This is a genomic window from Duganella sp. Root336D2, from assembly GCF_001425005.1.
Lineage (GTDB): Bacteria > Pseudomonadota > Gammaproteobacteria > Burkholderiales > Burkholderiaceae_D > Rugamonas.
Genome location: NZ_LMDB01000039.1, coordinates 67,107 through 83,211, shown reverse-complemented (window position 1 = coordinate 83,211; position 16,105 = coordinate 67,107). Strand labels below are relative to the sequence as shown.

Sequence of the window (16,105 nt, the reverse complement as noted above, 5' to 3'; positions counted from 1 at the left end):
ATTTTGGCTGTATGTGAGCAAATGCTCGCATTCCCGGAATTCATTGTCAACCATGAAAGATTCTGTATGAGCCCACCTAAAGATTTTGCTTCTCCCGCTGCGGCAGCCGTCCCGCCGGCCGTCAATGTCGTCCCAAGGATTTTCCCTATCGTGCTGGCGGTGTTCGCCAGCTTCCTGGCCATCGGCATCGCGTTGCCGGCGCTGCCGTTGCACGTGCATGACCGCCTTGGCCTGAGCACCTTGATGGTCGGCGTCGTCGCCGGCGCCCAGTTCGTTGCGGCGCTGCTGACGCGTGCCTGGGCCGGTGGATTGTGCGACACGCGCGGTTCCAAACGCGCCGTGATGACCGGCTTCGTGCTGGCCGTCGCCTCCGCGCTGGTCTACCTCGCCTCCCTCCCGATGGTTGCGCAGCCCGAGGCATCGGTCGCAGTGCTGATCGCCGGCCGCATCCTTCTCGGTGCAGCCGAAAGCCTGATCGTGACCGGCGCCTTGAGCTGGGGCGTGGGCCTGGCCGGCCCGCAGAACGCCGGCAAGGTCATGGCCTGGGTCGGCATTGCGATGTATGGCGCCTATGCCGCCGGTGCGCCGGCCGGGATGGCGCTGTACCAGCAGGCTGGCTTCCAGGGCATCGCGTATGCCGGCATGCTGGCGCCGGTACTGGCGCTGGTGGTACTGGCTGGTATCGAGGGCCTGCCGCCTGCCAGTGCGCGCCGCATCCCGTTCTACAAGGTGCTGGGCGCGGTCTGGTGGCCGGGCATGGGGCTGGCGTTCTCCAGCGTCGGCTTCGGCGTGATTACCGCCTTTATCTCGCTGCTGTTCACCGCCAGGGAATGGGGCAGCCCGTCGCTGGCGTTCACCGCCTTCGGTGCCGCCTTCATCGGCGCACGCCTGCTGTTCGGCCACCTGCCGGACAAGATCGGCGGCGCGCGCGTGGCCCTGGTGTGCGTACTGATAGAGGCGATCGGGCAGCTGTGCATCTGGCAGGCCTCGGCGCCAATGCTGGTGTACGTCGGCGCCGCGCTGACCGGCTTCGGCTACTCGCTGGCCTTCCCTGGTTTCGGCGTGGAAGCAGTCAAGCGTACCCCGCCGCAAAGTCGCGGCGCGGCGATGGGTGCCTATGTCGCCTTCCTCGATATTTCGCTGGGGCTGACTGGCCCGCTGGCTGGTGCATTGGCTGGCCAGCATGGCGTCAACACGGTGTACCTGGCCGGTTGCGGCGCGGTTTCCTGCGCCCTGGTGATCGCCCTCCGTCTGCTGAAGCCGCCGCGGGCTAACCCGACAACAAATTGAGCTGCGTCAGGTCCCGCTATATTTGAGCGAATATTAATTTAGGGTAAACTCCGTGGTTTTGGGGCCGTCGGAAACAGCCCCCGTTCCACTTCAGGAGTTTCATAAATGGCATCTGTCAACAAAGTGATCATCGTCGGCAATCTGGGTCGCGATCCGGAAATCCGCTACATGCCTAGCGGTGACGCGATTGCCAACATCGCCGTAGCTACTTCGTATCGTTCGAAAGACCGCAACACCGGCGAACAGAAAGAGCTGACCGAGTGGCACCGTATTTCCTTCTTCGGCCGCCTGGCTGAAATCGTCGGCCAGTACCTGAAAAAAGGTTCTTCCGTCTACGTGGAAGGCCGCCTGCAGACCCGCAAATACACGGATAAAGACGGCGTCGAAAAGTACGCAACCGACATCATCGCTGAAAACATGCAGATGCTGGGCGGCCGTGGCGATGCCGGCGGCATGGGTGGCGGCATGGGCGGTGGCGATGACATGGGCTACGATGCACCAGCTCCACGCCAGGCTCCACGTCCACAAGCTGCACCTGCTCCGGCACCACGCCCGGCACCGCGCCCAGCGCCGAACTTCTCGGACATGGATGACGACATCCCGTTCTGACGCATGCCCCTGAGCTAGTTGTAAAAAAGCCCCGCAACTCATTGAAGTTGCGGGGCTTTTTCAATTTCGGGAGGTCGGGAGTAAAGGCTATTCGCCCTAATGTGCCATTATTTTAGCTTTTCTTCTGTTCTTCGTACGGAATACTAGCTAAATCGCTGCTAAAGGCAACGTAATGCCATTATTTTGAGCATAAGCCGAGATTTAAGCTAGAATAATGGCATCATGGCCAAAACTATCTCATCATTGCTCCCTGCGTCCGATGCGCTGCTGCGCGAATTCGGCGCGAGGCTGCGCCTAGCCCGCTTACGCCGTAAGCTGACAGCAAAGCAGGTTGCTGAACGTGCAGGCATGGCGCCCATGACGCTTCGCGCTGTTGAGCACGGGGGCTCTGGTGTGACAATTGGGGCGTACCTTGCAGTAATGCAGGTGTTGGGACTTGAAGGCGATCTTGGCTTGCTTGCCAAGGCAGATGCCGTAGGGCGTGAGCTTCAGGACATTCCCTTGCATAAAAAGTCACGCAGGCGAGAACAGCTGGATAGCGACAAAGAGGGACTGCATGCCGCCGCTGGCGCAGCGAGCAGTCGGATCACTAATCGCATTGCATCCCTGCCTAATGAAGCTCTACGGGAACAGCTGGATGGCCTGCCTCTTAGCCAACTGCGCAAAGTATATGAGCAGTTGCCCAGCGCAAGATTGAAGGAAGTCGTGGAGCTGTTACCGAGCGAACAGTTAAAGAAATTGTCTGCCACGCTTCCCATCGAGCAGATCAAGAGAGTGCTGAGCGAATCACCCGGTAATCGAGTGAAGCAGATCATGGAATCGGCTTCGCTGGAAAACGCCAATAGGACAAGGCAGGATGCTGATAAGTCCTTCCCAGGAACCTCGAGTCCGGCTTCAGCCGGCAACTGGATCGAACGCGGCGGCTTTTCCAGCGCTGAATCGTTAGCGGACCTGATCAGCTCCTCTCCTCCAGTTGGCAAGAAAGCCGATTGACCGTGACCAAAAGCATCTCCGTTTACGCAGATTGGGAACCTCTCCCCAACCCGAGCCTGTTGGGCACGTTGCATGCCCACGCTGGGGGAGGTAACGAAGTCTTTGAGTTCGAGTTTGATTCGGATGCATTATCGAATCAGCACATAGCGAGCGTTTCTTTGGATCCGCGGCTGGGCTTCCATGACGGGCGGCAGCATCCCGCTCATGGACAGACCTTCGGCATATTTGCTGACGCGAGTCCAGACAGATGGGGGCGGCTGTTGATGAAACGCCGCTTGGAGCGTGATCAGCGTGCAGGCATCGAAGACCCAAAGCGGCGGCTCGTCGAGTCCGACTATCTTCTTGGCGTTCACGATGAATTTCGGGTAGGAGGTCTTCGATTCCGCATTGGAAATGATGGCGATTTTCTCGATAACAGATCGCACGTGGCCGCGCCGCCGTTTGTACAGCTGCGTGAGCTGGAGGCTGCAGTGGCAGCCCTGGAACGCGATCACGATAATACTGAGCCAGCAGGAAGTGAGTGGTTGAGAATGTTGATTGCGCCAGGAGGATCGCTTGGCGGCGCTCGACCAAAAGCAAGTGTGATTGATCCGGACGGACGTCTATGGATTGCAAAGTTTCCGAGCTTACGCGATGAGGGAAATGTTGGCGCCTGGGAGTTGGTGGTACAGACTTTGGCACGGCAGTGCGGACTGAATGTTCCGGCAAGCCTTGCCAGGCAGTTCGCAAGTTCCCGCCATACCTTTCTGGTTCGGCGTTTTGACCGCACCGCCCAAGGGCGTCGCCTGCACTTTGCATCAGCAATGACGCTCACGGGCCACAGCGATGGCGACGATGCTGACGTCAGCTATTTGGAGCTGGCCCGGGTATTAATCGATCATGGGGCGCAGACGAATGCCGATCTGCAGGAGCTTTGGACGAGGATTCTGTTCAATGTACTGGTTTCAAATACGGATGACCACTTGCGCAATCATGGATTCATCCTGAAGCCCGGGCAAGGCTGGCGCCTATCCGCTGCGTATGACATGAATCCCGTACCGGGATCGGCAGGCCTTAAACTGAACATTAGCGAGAGTGACAATGCACTCGACATCGACCTCGTGCTCTCGGTAGCACATTACTTTCGTGTAGCTGATGATGACGCGTTCGCGATCATGAAGCATTGTGTGAATGTTGTCAGACAGTGGCGAAAAGTGGCCACGGCGCTAAAAATATCTGAGCGCGAACAGAATTTCATGGCTTCAGCATTTCTGTTGGCCGAGTGAATTGGATACTGCACAGGAATAGCCTTGATGAGAAAGATAGCAATACCCCTCTTCCTAATAGTTATCGTGGTTTATGCCGGCTTCGCGCTGTGGGTGATTCCAGCCGATGGCTTCAGCAAGCTTGGCTTAGGTGAGCGCGGGCAGATCGGCGATACCTTCGGCGCCTTGAACGCCTTGTTCTCCAGCCTGGGTTTTGCCGGCATCCTGCTCACGCTCTACCTGCAGAAAAAGGACATGGCGATCCAGGCGACGAAGGACGACGAGGAGGTGGCCGAGCGCCGCTCCCTGTTCAATCTTGAGGCCAGCATCCAGGCTTACAGCCAGGCCCTTGGCCTTCTGCGTGATGGCAATAACCACCGCGCGACCTGGATACGTGCGGCAAGGATCCTGAAGCATGGCAAGGTCCTGGCGGATGCGGTAACGGTTGATGCGCATAAGCGTGCGCTGGAGCTGCGTTTGCTGGACTACCGCTCGGAATTCCGCGACATTCTTGAGCATAAGCCTGCCGAGTTCTTTTACGGTGTCGATCCTCGCTATTACGAGTTGGGGCTGGACCGCGTGGCGGCACTGGCTTCATTGGCCGACGCCAACGAGCAGGCCCACGCGATGCGATGGCTCGACGAGAAGTCAGTCTATGCAGTGCTGGAAGCGTCGCAGTGGCCGGACGATTACCAGGATCCCTTGCGCGACGACCTGCCCGGGGAAATGGATATCGAGGAAAAGACCTTCTTCGCACAAGGCCTCGCAAGGTACATGGAACACCGGCAGCAGTGGCATTCGATCGCCGGCAACCTGAGTCCACGGAACTCGTAGCGGCGAACAGGCTGGCCGTGCCAAAACCCACGTGTTATAGTCGAAAATATAACATTTCTCTTGGGTAATGAACTACGATGCGCCGCTTTGAATTCGCTGACAACAGCTCGAACAAATTCTGGGAAGTTGAGCAGGAAGGCTCTGATCTGAACGTACGCTGGGGCAAAATCGGCACCCAGGGCCAGAGCCAGACCAAGTCCTTCGCAGACGATGCCAAATGTACGGCGGCGATGGCCAAGCTCATTGCCGAAAAGACCGGCAAGGGCTATGTCGAAGCAGGGGTGGCGCCCACCGCATCAATCGGCAAGTCCGCGCCCAAGCCGGCAACGGAATCCAAACCCAAAGCGGAAAAGCCAGCTGCTGTTGCCGATGCGCCAGCACCAGCACCAGCACGAGCACCTGTGCCAGCGCGAGAGCCGGTCGAAGCGGCTGATCCTTCGACCACGCCACCGTGGCTGCTGCAGGGCGTGCCACTGGCGATTTCCCGCAAGATGACAGCGGCCGCCTTGCCTTCGCGCCGCTTCCCGAAAGCGGTGCCCGAGGTCGACGTGCAGGCCGTATTGAACCGCGCGGCCAACGTCCCGGCGCCGGATTTCGATGCCACCGATGCCGACCTGCGCGATGCGTTTGCGGAAGCGCTGGAGCGCCTGAAGGCGCGCAGCATGGACGGTTCGCTGCTGTCGGACGCGATCTTGCTGGCACTGTGCTGCAATCGTTCGCGCAGCCATGAGGACTGGTCGGAAAAGCCAATCTCCGAGCTGATGGTCGATGCCCTTGCCCGGCACAAAGGCCTGGAGCATTGCGTCGACGCTTTCATCGAACTGCAGCATTTCCAGGTAGAGGCCGAGTGGGTGGGGCGAACCTTGAAGGTAGGCCTTTCGCGCATGGTCACCCGCGAGCTTGGCGATAGCGAGCCTGTATCGCCAGCCGAATTTGCCTTGCGCCGCCAATTGTCGTCGGCGCCGGAGGCAGTCTGGCAAGCCTGTGCGGACAAGATCGAGGCCGCGATCCCGAGCGTCCCGCGCGTGCGCAAGGCCTGCCTGGCCGCGCAACTGCCGGAGCGGCCCGAGTTGTCCATCGCCCTGGTGCGCGATCGGGTCAATGGGGCGCTTCCTGTGACCTGGCCGGTGCTTCTGCTGAGCGGCACCGATCCTGAACTACCAGGTTTGCTGAACAAGACCTTTGGACCTTACAGCCGCTGGACCAGCGGGCCGATGATGGCCGCCACCGTCCTGCAGGAGCGCGGTGTGGATGCCTGCCCGATCCTCGATCTGATCAAGTTTAACGACACTGCGAATGAAGCCCTGACCCAGATCGGCACGCCGGAAGCAATTGGCTTGCTCGCTGACGTCGCGCTCAAAACCAATGCCGGCAAGGGATGGCACAGCCTCACTTACAAGACGGCGATAGCCCGCCTGCTGACCGCATTGCAGCAATGGCCGCTGGCCGGCATTGCAGCCCTGGCGGAAATGGGCGAGCTGCGCGGCAAGGATATGGATGTGATGCGCTCGGCGATGATGAAACTGGTGATTGCGCGTCCCGAATACATTTCCCAACTCCTGCCGTGGGTCAGCCCGGCTGCACAGGAACTGCTGCAACGCTTGTATGAAAAAGCCAGTGAGCCGCTGGAGGTCGCTGCGGCAGCGGACTTGCCGGCCGTGCTGGCCAGCCCGCCGTGGCTGCGCCAGCGCAAGAAGGGCGCCGCAGCGATTGCGGTACAGCCGCTGCCGCTGGACCCTGTCGAGCGTTGGGACGGTATCCCTCGCGAACTATGGGGAAGCGCTATTGAGTGGATGGAAGATGAATTCGCCGAAGCGCGTAAAGACGTCTCCAAGCTGGTTAGTTCGCTTGGATTCCGTTTGCAAGGCTCGGAGTCGGATAAGGTGGCGCACGACCAGGCCTGCGCAGCCATCGGCAATGCAGACGCCAATGGCCTGATTGCAGCCTGGCGTCTGTACAAAGCTGACACGCCGTGGCGAGAGATCTACTCGCATTACCTGCCGTTGTTGCCGGACTCGATGGTCATCGATGCCTGGGTCGGCTTGAGTGCCGCGATGGGGACAGACGGAGTTGCCTTCCTGTTGTCGAGGTTGGGCCTGCGGGCCGTTCCAGGACTTGAGGCAATGATGGGGCGCCGCCCGAGCGACGTCGGGTCGTACGCCAAATGCATTGGGTCGGTTGGCCTGGCATTGCCGATGGCGCGCGCCCTGGCCAAGCTCAAGAAAGTACAGGCGGACGCACGCCAATGGCTGCTGCGCTTCCCCGAGCACGCGGCCTGCGGGCTGATCGCGCCGGCAGTCGGCAAGGCGGGTGAGGATCGCGAATCTGCGCTGACGGCATTGCGCTTCATGGCCGCCAGCGGCCACGAAGCCTTGATCCATGACGTCGCCGCGCGCTACGGGGACCCGGTGATTGCCGCGGCGGTGCGAGCGCTGCTCGAGGATGATCCGCTCGAACGCCTGCCGGCCAAGCTGCCCAAGCTGCCGGACTTCTGGGCGCCGCAAGGTTGGCGTCGTCCCGTGCTGAACGAGAGCGGTGGCGCCAGTGCCGGCAAGGCCTTGCCCGATGAAGCGCTGGACCACATCGGCACCATGCTGATGCTGCCGACGCTGGACGGCCTGTATCCCGGCATCGCGCAGTTGAAGGGAGCGTGCACTGCCGAGTCGCTGGAAGGCTTCGCGTGGGACTGTTTCGTCGCCTGGCTGAACATCGGCGGCAATTCCAGGGAAGGCTGGGCCATGACGGCGCTTGGCTTCCTGGGGACCGACGACACTGCCCGCAAGCTCACCCCTTATATCCGCACCTGGCCAGGCGAGTCGGCGCATGCGCGCGCGGTCACTGCGCTCGATGTGCTGGCCGATATCGGCACCGATGTGGCACTGATGCTGTTGAACGGCATCGCACAGAAAGTGAAGTTCAAGGGCTTGCAGGACAAGGCGCGCGAAAAGATCGACAAGATCGCCGAGGCGCGCGAATTGACCACCGAGGAACTGGAAGACCGCCTGGCGCCGGACCTGGGCCTGGACGACAACGGCAGCGTGCTGCTGGACTTCGGCCCGCGCCAGTTCCGCGTCGGCTTCGATGAAGCGCTGAAGCCGTATGTGCGCGACAGCGAAGGCAAGCGCTTGCCCGACCTGCCCAAGCCGAAGAAGACCGACGACGAAACCCTGGCGCCGGCCGCAGCGGACCGCTTCAAGCTACTGAAAAAAGATGCCCGCACCGTCGCCAGCCAACAGGTGGTGCGCCTGGAGTGGGCCATGTGCAGCCGCCGCCGCTGGCTGCCGGAACACTTCCGCCAGTTCCTGGTGGAGCATCCGCTGGTGCGCCACCTGGTGCAGCGCCTGGCATGGGGCGTCTACGAAGTGGAAGAGGGCGGTAACGCGGGCGGCAATCTGCTCGGCTGCTTCCGTGTGGCGGAGGATGGCAGCTACACCACCGCCGAGGACGACGTGTTCCCGATTCCGGAAGGCGCGAATATCCGCGTCGGCCTGCCGCATGCGCTCGAGCTGCCGCAGGAAGCCGCCGGGCAGTTTGGCCAGTTGTTCGCGGATTACGAGCTGCTGCAGCCGTTTTCCCAACTGGGCCGCGATACCTACACCCTGGCTGCCGAAGAGCGAGCAGACATCAAGCTGGAACGCTGGAAAGGCGCTGTGGTTCCCACCGGCCGGGTGCTGGGCCTGGTCAACAAGGGCTGGCGCCGCGGCCAGGCGCAGGACGGCGGCGGTATCTGGTACTTCCAGAAGCCGCTCTCCGGCACCAGGGTGATCGAGCTGACGCTTGATCCGGGCATCATCGTGGGCATGGTCGATGAGTATCCGGAACAGACGCTGCAAGTGATCACGGTGGGTTCCCCCGCCGCCTGGGGTGAGATCCGGTCCGCGGAAAGCCTGGCCATTCTCGACCCGATTGCGGCCAGCGAATTGATCCGGGATATGGAATCCTTGCGCTAGCAACGGTGTGGGCCGGGCCCACACCTGCATGATATAGTCGAAAAGATAATATTTCTTCTTGGTAATAAGACTTCATGCGCCGCCTCGATTTCACCGACAACAGCCCGACACCGCCCTGGTTTGCCCAGGGCGTGCCGCTTTCGATTTCCCCTGAAATGGCCGCGGCGGCCTTGCCATCGCGCCGCTTCCCGAAAGCGGTGCCGAAGGCCGATGCCGAAGCGGCGCTGCTGCGCCTGGGCGCGATCGAAAAACCGGATATCGCTGCCACTGACCCCGACCTGCGTGCCGACTTTGCCGATGCGTGGATGAGTACGCTTACCGGCTCGCTGGACGGCTCGCTGCTGTCGCACGCGATCCTGCTTGCACTCGCAAACGATCCAGCCCACGGCTCCCAGGAAAAGGGCGAAGCGCCACTCGGGGAGCGTGTGCTCGATGCGATTGCCGAACACAAGGGCCTGGAATATTGCGTCGATGCCTTCATCGGGATGCAGGGCTTGCAGGTCAAGCTGGCGCACAAGAACTACAAGGACTGGCGGGTAAGCGTGACGCGCACGGTTACCCGCCAATTCGGCGACCGCCACCCCCTCTCCCCGGCCGAAGTTGCCATGCGGCGGCAGTTGTCCTCAGTGCCGGAATCGGTCTGGAATGCCTGCGCGGACAAGATCGAACGCGCGATCCCGAACGTGCCTGCCGTGCGCAGGGCCGGCCTTGCGGCGCAGCTGCCGGAACGTCCGGAAGTGTCGAACCGCCTGATGCACACGCTCGGCAAAGGCAAGACATCACTCACCCTGCCGGTGCTGCTGTTGACGGCGAATGATCCGGCACTGCACGGCATGCTCGGCCGCGACCTGCTCGAAGACGACCGCTGGACTTCGGATTTGATGCTGGTGGCGACCGTGGTGCAGGAGCGGGGCGTCGCCGCGGTCCCGATCCTGAAGCTGGTCGCAAGCAGTGCCGGGGCCACCATCGCCTTGAGCCAGGTCGGAACGCCGGAAGCCATCAAGCTGCTGGCGGAAGTGTATTGCGCCACGCCGGCGCGCGGCATGGCCGACGACATGATGTGGTGGCTGGCTGAACGCAAGACGGCGCTGCGCCACCTGGCGGCCGCGCTGAAGCAATGGCCGCAGGCGGGCATCGCAGCCCTGGCCGAACTTGGCGGGCTGCGTGGCAAGGACGGCGAAATGCTGCAGGAGGAACTGGCGAAACTGGTGCGCGCCAATCCCGGACACGTGCAGCAACTCCTGCCCTGGGTCAGTCCTGCGGCCCAGGCCGTGCTGCAACGCCTGGGCGAGAATAACGATACTTCGACACCAACGGCGGTGCTGGCAGGCCTGCCGGGCGTGCTGGCTGACCCGCCATGGCTACGCCCCCGCAAGAAGGCCGTTGCCGCGCCTGCGCTGAAGCTCTTGCCCGTGGCGCCGGTCGAGAACTGGGACGGCATCGACCGTGAACAGTGGGCTTCCCTCGACCGCTGGCATACGAAAGACTTCGACAAGGCGCGCAAGTCCACCGCAGCACTGGTGGACTTGCTCGGGTTCTGCCGCAATCCGGGATATGCCGGCGATGAAGCGCGCCGCATGGCAGCACAAGCCATCGCCAATGCCGACAGCGAGGAATTTGCCGAAGCCTGGCAGCTTTACCGCGAAGGCGATGAGAGGGCACAGCTCTGCACCCGCTTCCTGACGTTGTTGCCGAGGGAAATGGGCCTCGAAACCTGGAATGCGCTGGCTGGCGAGGCGGAGTCTTATGGCGTGGATTACCTGCTTAGCCAGTTTGGCCTGGCAGCCGTGCCGGGTTTCGCGGCAATGATGCGCGAGCACTTCGACAAGATGCTGCCGCTGGCGCCGTATATCGGCGCGGTGGAACTCGCTGGACCCATCGCGCGCGCTGCGGCCAAGCTCAAGAAACTGCAGGACGACGCGCGCCGCTGGCTGCTGCGCTTTCCTGAGCATGCCATCGCTGGCTTGATCGCTCCGGCGATCGGCAAGGCAGGCGAAGAGCGTAATTGCGCCCTGTCGGCGCTGCGCTTCCTGCGCGCAAACGGCTATGAATCCCTGATTGTCGGTATCGGTTGGCGTTATGAGGATCCGGCAGTCGCCGCTGCCGTGCGCGCCATGCTCGACGAAGATCCGCTCGAACGGCTGCCCGCCAAAATGCCCAGGCTGCCCGACTTCTGGGCGCCGGCTGGCTGGCGCCGCCCTGTTTTGAACGATACCTGCGGCGCCAATGCCGGCAAGGCATTGCCGGATGAAGCGCTGGATCATATCGGCACCATGCTGGCCTTGCCGACAGTGGACGGCGTGTACGCCGGCATTGCGCAGCTCAAGGAGGCCTGTACGGCGGAGTCGCTGGCCAACTTCAGTTGGGATTGTTTTACCGCCTGGCTGAGCGCCGGCGGGCCTTCCAAGGAAAGCTGGGCCCTGTCGGCACTTGGATGGCTGGGCAATGACGACACGGCGCGCCGGCTCGCTCCCTACATCCGTTCCTGGCCGGGCGAAGGGTCGCATGCACGCGCAGTGGCGGCGCTCGACGTGCTGGCCGATATCGGCAGCGATGTCGCGCTGATGCTGCTGAACGACATTGCGCAGAAAGTGAAGTTTACCGGCCTGCTGGTCAAGGCCCGCGAGAAGATCGACCAGGTCGCAGAAAACCGCGGCCTGGCCAGGGAGGAAATGGAAGACCGCCTGGCGCCCCGCCTTGGCCTGGACGACGACGGCAGCATGCTGCTGGACTTTGGCCCGCGCCAGTTCCGCGTCGGCTTTGACGAAGCGCTGAAACCCTGTGTCCGGGAGAGCGACGGAACGCGCCTGAAGGATCTTCCCAAGCCGAAGAAGAGCGACGACGAAGCGATGGCCAGCGCCGCAGCCGAGCGTTTCAAGACACTGAAAAAGGATGCCCGCACCGTCGCCAGCCAGCAGCTGGCACGCCTGGAACAGGCGATGTGCAGCGGCCGCCGCTGGCGCCCCGAGCACTTCCGCCAGTTCCTGGCCGACCATCCGCTGCTGCGGCACCTGGTGCAGCGCCTGGTCTGGGGCGTCTATGCGCTGGAAGACGGGAAAGCCACTGGCGGAAAGTTGCTGACCTGCTTCCGCGTATCCGCAGAAGGCGGCTACACGGGCTGGGACGATTACGACACTGCGCTGCCGGCAGGCGAGGAATTCCGTGTCGGCCTGCCGCATCCGCTCGAACTGCCGCAGGCGGCGTTAGCGCAGTTCGGCCAGCTGTTTGCCGACTACGAGTTGCTTCAACCCTTTGCCCAGCTTGGCCGCGAGACCTACCGGCTCGAAGCCGGGGAGCTGGCGGCGGAGACGCTGGAACGATGGAAAGGCAAGGTGGTGGCAACTGGCCGGGTGCTGGGACTGACCAGCAAGGGCTGGCGCCGCGGATCGTCCATGGACGGCGGCGGTGTCTCATTTTTGAGCAAGCCGGTGGGAGGATCCAGCGTGATCGAACTGATGCTCGACCCCGGCATTATCGCAGGCATGACCGACGACTATCCGGAGCAGGCAATCGGTGCTATCACAATGCGGGAGGGTAGCATCGCCAGTCTCGATCCGGTCAGCGCCAGTGAACTGGTGCGGGATATCGAGTCCTTGTTAACCTGATCGGACGCGTGTTAAAGTCAAAATTACAACGCTTCTTTGTGTAACTGGATTTTGATGCACCGTACTGAGCTCCCCGACATGACGACACCACCCTGGCTGGCACAGGGTGAACCCCTGGCGATTTCGAAAAAGATGACGCAGGTGGCGCTGGCTTCGCGCCGCGCGCCAAAGCCGGTCCCGCAAGTCGATCCCAAGGAGATATTCCGCCGCCTGAATGACGCCATCGAAATCGTGCACGAAAAGTGCGATGCCGAGGTCCGTCCTGCATGTGTGGAAGCGTCAAGGCGGCTGCAAGAGCAGTCCCTGGATGGTTCGCTGATGTCGGATGCCGTCCTGCTTGCCGTGTCAAACAATTCCCTGTTCCGCAGCGATAAAGGGGACGAACATCCGTTTGGCGAGTTGATGCTCGATGCCATCGTTGCACACAAAGGGCTGGAATATTGCGTCGATGTTTTCTTGGCAATGCTGAAACTGCACGCGGGACTCTATCTATCGCGGATGACCGGGAAGCGGATGGCGACCATCGAGTGCACCGGCCTCCTTCAACTGGCCCTGCATGAGCCGTTCTGCGGAGTTGAAATTGCCTTGCGCCGCCAGCTGTCCAATGCCCCGGAGGCGGTCTGGCAAGCCTGTGCCGACAAGATCGAGAAAGCGCTGCCATCCACCCCGCTCCTGCGCCGGGCAGCACTGGCCGCGCAGTTGCCGGAACGTCCCGAGCTGTCCAACCGTTTGGTACAAGAACTTATCGGCAGCCCTGCGCATTCGACCTTGCCGCTATTGCTGATATCGGCCAATGAGCCGGAATTGCTACGGGTACTGGGCGAAAAAATGCCGGACGTCGACCGCTATTTCAGCAGCCCGATGCTGGCCGCGAGCATCCTGGCGGAACAGGGCGTGCAGGCATGTTCGTCGTTCAGCGTTGCGGTCACGCGCGATGCCGTCAGCGAGGCCCTGACCCAGATCGGCACGCCAGATGCCATCAAGCTGCTCGTTGAATCCGTGGCGCGGACTTCCGATCCTCGATATTGGCGCTGGCACACCGAGATCACGACCAAGACCGCGCTTGCCCGCCTTGCGGCCGCGCTCCAGCAATGGCCTTTGGCTGGCATCGCTGCGTTGGCGGAACTCGGCGAAAAGCCGGGCAAGTCAGGAGCGGTCGTGTCGTCCAGCCTGGCGGCGCTGGTCAGCCTGAATGCCGACAGCATCCCCCAATTGCTGCCCTGGGTCAGCCCGGCGACGCAGGCATTGCTGCAACGCCTGCAAGGCCAGGTCAGTACCTCCCTGGCAGAAGCTGCGCTTGAAGACCTGCCGGCCGTGCTGGCGAATCCTCCGTGGCTGCGGCCACGCAAGAAGGCCATTGCGCCCCTGGACCTGCAACCCCTGCCCCTGGCGCCGGTTGAGCGATGGGATGACGTCGATCGTGAAGCATGGGCCCAGCCGACCCCATGGTGGGAAGAAGCCTTCGAGCGAGCACTCAAGGATCCTGCGGTGTGGGTGGCGGAACTGGGCTTCAGCCGTAACCCGGGGCCGGCTGGCGACGAAGCCCGCAGGCAGGCGGTGCTGGCCATCGCCGGCGCCGATAGTACGGCGCTGGCAGCGGCCTGGCGTCTTTACGCGCCTGGCGACAATTGGGCGCGTCTCTATCCGCCATTCCTTACGCTGCTGCCGGGGGATATGGGCGTTGAAACCTGGAACCTGCTTTCCAGTGCAGTGGATGCCAGTGGCAGGTACATGGAAATCCTGCTCGCCAAATTCGGCTTGCGGGCGCTTCCAGGCTTTGAGGAGATGCTGCGCCACCGCTTCGACCAGGGGGTCGAGTATGCCCCGCGCTTCGGTTCTGTCGGCATGGCGGCGCCGATGGCGCGCGCTGCGGTCAAACTCAAGAAGCTGCAAGCGCAGGGGCGCCAATGGCTGCTGCGCTTCCCCGAGCATGCCATTTGCGCGTTGATTGCGCCGGCGCTGGGCAAGGCGGGCGAGGAGCGCGATTGCGCAAAGTCGGCACTGCGCTACTTGCGCGCGAAGGGCCATGAATCCCTGGTCATGGAGGTGGCGGCACGCTATGAGAATGCGGCCGTCGCCGCCGCGGTGCGTGCGCTGCTCGATGAAGACCCGCTCGAGCGCCTGCCGGCCAAGGTTCCCAAGCTTCCTGCGTTCTGGTCGCCGCTCGGGTGGCGCCGCCTGGTATTGAATCAAACCTGCGGCGCCAGTGCCGGCAAGACGATACCGAACGATGTGCTCGACCATGTAGGCACCATGCTGATGTTCCCGACCGTCGACGGAGTCTATCCCGGCATCGCACAGCTGCGCGATGCCTGCACTCCAGAGTCGCTGGCGGACTTCAGCTGGGACTGTTTCATGGCCTGGCTGAATACCGGCGGCGCCGTCAAGGAGGGCTGGGCGATGTCCGCCCTGGGCTGGTTCGGCACGGACGATACCGCCCGCAAGCTGATGCCATTCATCAAGGCGTGGCCACCGGAAGGGGCGCATGCACGTGCGGTAGCTGCGCTCGACGTGCTGACCGACATCGGCAGCGAGGTCGCGCTGATGCTGATGAACAGCGTCGCGCAGAAGGCCAAGCAAAAGCCGTTGCAAGATAAGGCGCGCGACAAGATCGTCAAGATTGCCGAATCGCGCGGCCTGTCGACCGAGGAGCTGGAAGACCGCATGGCGCCCGACCTGGGTCTCGGGCAGGACGGTACCATGGTGCTGGACTTCGGTCCGCGCCGCTTCCGCGCCGGTTTTAACGAGGCATTGAAGCCTTTTGTACGTGATGAAGACGGCAACATGCTGCGTGACCTGCCCAAGCCAAGACAGAGCGATGACGAGGCGCTGGCCGGCGCCGCGGTCGAACGGTTCAAGACCCTGAAGAAAGATGCCCGGTCCATCGCCAGCCAGCAGGTCGCACGCCTGGAATGGGCGATGTGCAGCCGCCGCCGCTGGCGTCCAGAACATTTCCGCCAGTTCCTGGTCGAGCATCCTTTGGTGCGTCATCTGGCGCAGCGCCTGGTCTGGGGCGTCTACGCGGCAGGCGAGGACGGGGCACAATTGCTGGACTGCTTCCGCGTGGCGGAAGACTGCAGCTACGCCAATGGCGACGACGATGTATTCACGCTGCCGGAAGGTGAGCACATCCGTGTGGGTTTGCCTCATGCACTGGAGTTGTCTCCGCAAACGTCCGCAAAGTTTGGCCAGCTGTTTGTCGACTACAAGCTGCTGCAGCCGTTTGCCCAGTTGGGGCGCGATACCTATGCACTGGATGCCGGCGAGCTGGCGCAAGCGCAGCTCGCGCGCTGGAAGGGAATGCTGGTCGCCAGCACCCGCGTCATGGGCCTGGCCAGCAAGGGCTGGCGGCGCGGCGATATGATTGGCGGCGGCACGTTCTGCTCGTTCCAGAAACCGGTTGGCGGCGCCAGGATGATCGAGCTGACGTTCGAACCAGGTATCTATGCGGGCATGGTCAGCGAGAACCCGGAGCAGGCGCTGGAAGTCGTCACGGTGGGCGCACCCCCGCTGGACCCGATCGCCGCCAGTGAACTGATACGTGACATCGAATCCCTGCGGGCATGAATGCCTGCAAACT

The 16,105-nt window shown here is 62.4% G+C and carries 8 protein-coding genes; all 8 read left to right on the top strand.

Annotation, left to right across the window (positions count from 1 at the left end):
- Window positions 1–66 precede the first annotated feature (66 nt).
- Entirely contained in the window at window positions 67–1,290 is a 1,224-nt protein-coding gene (locus tag ASD07_RS28415) for an arabinose transporter (RefSeq protein ID WP_055938778.1), read from the top strand.
- A gap of 105 nt (window positions 1,291–1,395) precedes the next feature.
- Window positions 1,396–1,899: a single-stranded DNA-binding protein gene (ssb, locus tag ASD07_RS28410; RefSeq protein WP_055938776.1), complete on the top strand. Its 504-nt coding sequence runs from the start codon at window positions 1,396–1,398 to the stop codon at window positions 1,897–1,899.
- A 222-nt stretch (window positions 1,900–2,121) separates the two neighbouring features.
- Window positions 2,122–2,892 (top strand): helix-turn-helix domain-containing protein, encoded by a 771-nt coding sequence (locus ASD07_RS30540; RefSeq protein WP_082507619.1) that lies wholly within the window; start codon window positions 2,122–2,124, stop codon window positions 2,890–2,892.
- Window positions 2,893–2,894: 2 nt separating this feature from the next.
- A complete protein-coding gene (locus ASD07_RS28400) occupies window positions 2,895–4,157 on the top strand; it encodes a type II toxin-antitoxin system HipA family toxin (RefSeq protein ID WP_055939561.1) in 1,263 nt (420 codons plus the stop codon).
- Window positions 4,158–4,184: 27 nt separating this feature from the next.
- Entirely contained in the window at window positions 4,185–4,970 is a 786-nt protein-coding gene (locus tag ASD07_RS28395) for a hypothetical protein (protein WP_156398217.1), read from the top strand.
- A gap of 77 nt (window positions 4,971–5,047) precedes the next feature.
- Window positions 5,048–8,920 (top strand): WGR and DUF4132 domain-containing protein, encoded by a 3,873-nt coding sequence (locus ASD07_RS28390; RefSeq protein WP_055938770.1) that lies wholly within the window; start codon window positions 5,048–5,050, stop codon window positions 8,918–8,920.
- A gap of 74 nt (window positions 8,921–8,994) precedes the next feature.
- Entirely contained in the window at window positions 8,995–12,525 is a 3,531-nt protein-coding gene (locus ASD07_RS28385) for a DUF4132 domain-containing protein (protein ID WP_055938768.1), read from the top strand.
- A 54-nt stretch (window positions 12,526–12,579) separates the two neighbouring features.
- Entirely contained in the window at window positions 12,580–16,092 is a 3,513-nt protein-coding gene (locus ASD07_RS28380; protein ID WP_082507618.1) for a DUF4132 domain-containing protein, read from the top strand.
- Window positions 16,093–16,105 lie beyond the last annotated feature (13 nt).